The sequence below is a fragment of the Streptomyces sp. NPDC018693 genome (assembly GCF_044391385.1).
In the GTDB taxonomy this organism is placed as follows: Bacteria; Actinomycetota; Actinomycetes; order Streptomycetales; family Streptomycetaceae; genus Streptomyces.
This window is the reverse complement of record NZ_JBIRZZ010000042.1, coordinates 1-2500: the sequence shown is the minus strand read 5'-3', so window position 1 is coordinate 2500 and position 2500 is coordinate 1. Positions and strand designations below refer to the sequence as shown.

The 2500-nt window shown below is 52.5% G+C and carries 1 rRNA gene (cut by a window edge); it reads left to right on the top strand.

Annotated elements, in window-relative coordinates:
- A 23S ribosomal RNA gene (locus ACH5AC_RS38340) occupies nucleotides 1-2498 on the top strand (it extends 437 nt beyond the left edge of the window).
- The last annotated feature ends 2 nt before the right edge of the window (nucleotides 2499-2500 follow it).

Sequence of the window (2500 nt, the reverse complement as noted above, 5' to 3'; positions counted from 1 at the left end):
ATCCCGTCGGAAGCAGGGAGGACCATCTCCCAAGGCTAAATACTCCCTAGTGACCGATAGTGAACCAGTACCGTGAGGGAAAGGTGAAAAGCACCCCGGAAGGGGAGTGAAATAGATCCTGAAACCGTGTGCCTACAAGTAGTTAGAGCCCATTAATGGGTGATAGCGTGCCTTTTGTAGAATGAACCGGCGAGTTACGATTACATGCAAGGTTAAGTTGAAGAGACGGAGCCGCAGCGAAAGCGAGTCTGAATAGGGCGATAGAGTATGTGGTCGTAGACCCGAAACCAGGTGATCTACCCATGTCCAGGGTGAAGTCCAGGTAACACTGGATGGAGGCCCGAACCCACGCACGTTGAAAAGTGCGGGGATGAGGTGTGGGTAGCGGAGAAATTCCAATCGAACTTGGAGATAGCTGGTTCTCTCCGAAATAGCTTTAGGGCTAGCCTCAAGGTAAGAGTATTGGAGGTAGAGCACTGTTTGGACTAGGGGCCCCCATCGGGTTACCGAATTCAGACAAACTCCGAATGCCAAATACTTATCCTTGGGAGTCAGACTGCGAGTGATAAGATCCGTAGTCAAGAGGGAAACAGCCCAGACCACCAGCTAAGGTCCCAAAGTATACGTTAAGTGGAAAAGGATGTGGAGTTGCTTAGACAACCAGGATGTTGGCTTAGAAGCAGCCACCATTTAAAGAGTGCGTAATAGCTCACTGGTCGAGTGACTCTGCGCCGAAAATGTACCGGGGCTAAACGTATCACCGAAGCTGTGGATTGACATCTATGATGTCAGTGGTAGGAGAGCGTTCTAAGGGCGTTGAAGCTAGACCGTAAGGACTGGTGGAGCGCTTAGAAGTGAGAATGCCGGTATGAGTAGCGAAAGATGAGTGAGAATCTCATCCACCGAATGCCTAAGGTTTCCTGAGGAAGGCTCGTCCACTCAGGGTTAGTCGGGACCTAAGCCGAGGCTGAAGAGCGTAGGCGATGGACAACAGGTTGATATTCCTGTACCACCTTATGAATCGTTTGAGCGATGGGGGGACGCAGGAGGATAGGGTAAGCGTGCTGTTGGATTAGCACGTCCAAGCAGTTAGGCTGGTAATGAGGCAAATCCCATTACCGTGAAGGCGGAGCTGTGACGGCGAGGGAAATATAGTACCGAAGTTCCTGATTCCACACTGCCAAGAAAAGCCTCTAGCGAGATTCAAGGTGCCCGTACCGCAAACCGACACAGGTAGGCGAGGAGAGAATCCTAAGGTGAGCGAGAGAACTCTCGTTAAGGAACTCGGCAAAATGACCCCGTAACTTCGGGAGAAGGGGTGCTCTTTTGGGTGCAAGCCCGAGAGAGCCGCAGTGAATAGGCCCAGGCGACTGTTTAGCAAAAACACAGGTCTCTGCGAAGCCGTAAGGCGAAGTATAGGGGCTGACACCTGCCCGGTGCTGGAAGGTTAAGAGGAGGGGTTAGCGTTCGCGCGAAGCTCTGAATTGAAGCCCCAGTAAACGGCGGCCGTAACTATAACGGTCCTAAGGTAGCGAAATTCCTTGTCGGGTAAGTTCCGACCCGCACGAAAGGTGTAACGATCTGGGCACTGTCTCAACGAGAGACTCGGTGAAATTATAGTACCTGTGAAGATGCAGGTTACCCGCGACAGGACGGAAAGACCCCGTGGAGCTTTACTGTAGCCTGATATTGAATTTTGGTACAGCTTGTACAGGATAGGTAGGAGCCTTGGAAGCCGGAGCGCCAGCTTCGGTGGAGGCATTGGTGGGATACTACCCTGGCTGTATTGACATTCTAACCCGCACCCCTTATCGGGGTGGGAGACAGTGTCAGGTGGGCAGTTTGACTGGGGCGGTCGCCTCCTAAAAAGTAACGGAGGCGCCCAAAGGTTCCCTCAGAATGGTTGGAAATCATTCGTAGAGTGTAAAGGCACAAGGGAGCTTGACTGCGAGACCTACAAGTCGAGCAGGGACGAAAGTCGGGCTTAGTGATCCGGTGGTTCCGCATGGAAGGGCCATCGCTCAACGGATAAAAGCTACCCCGGGGATAACAGGCTTATCTCCCCCAAGAGTCCACATCGACGGGGAGGTTTGGCACCTCGATGTCGGCTCATCGCATCCTGGGGCTGTAGTCGGTCCCAAGGGTTGGGCTGTTCGCCCATTAAAGCGGTACGCGAGCTGGGTTCAGAACGTCGTGAGACAGTTCGGTCCCTATCCGTCGTGGGCGTAGGAAATTTGAGAGGAGCTGTCCTTAGTACGAGAGGACCGGGATGGACGCACCGCTGGTGTACCAGTTGTCTTGCCAAAGGCATAGCTGGGTAGCTATGTGCGGAAGGGATAAGTGCTGAAAGCATCTAAGCATGAAGCCCCCCTCGAGATGAGATTTCCCATAGCGTAAGCTAGTAAGATCCCTGAAAGATGATCAGGTTGATAGGTTTGAGGTGGAAGCGTGGTGACACGTGGAGCTGACAAATACTAATAGATCGAGGACTTAACTAAAA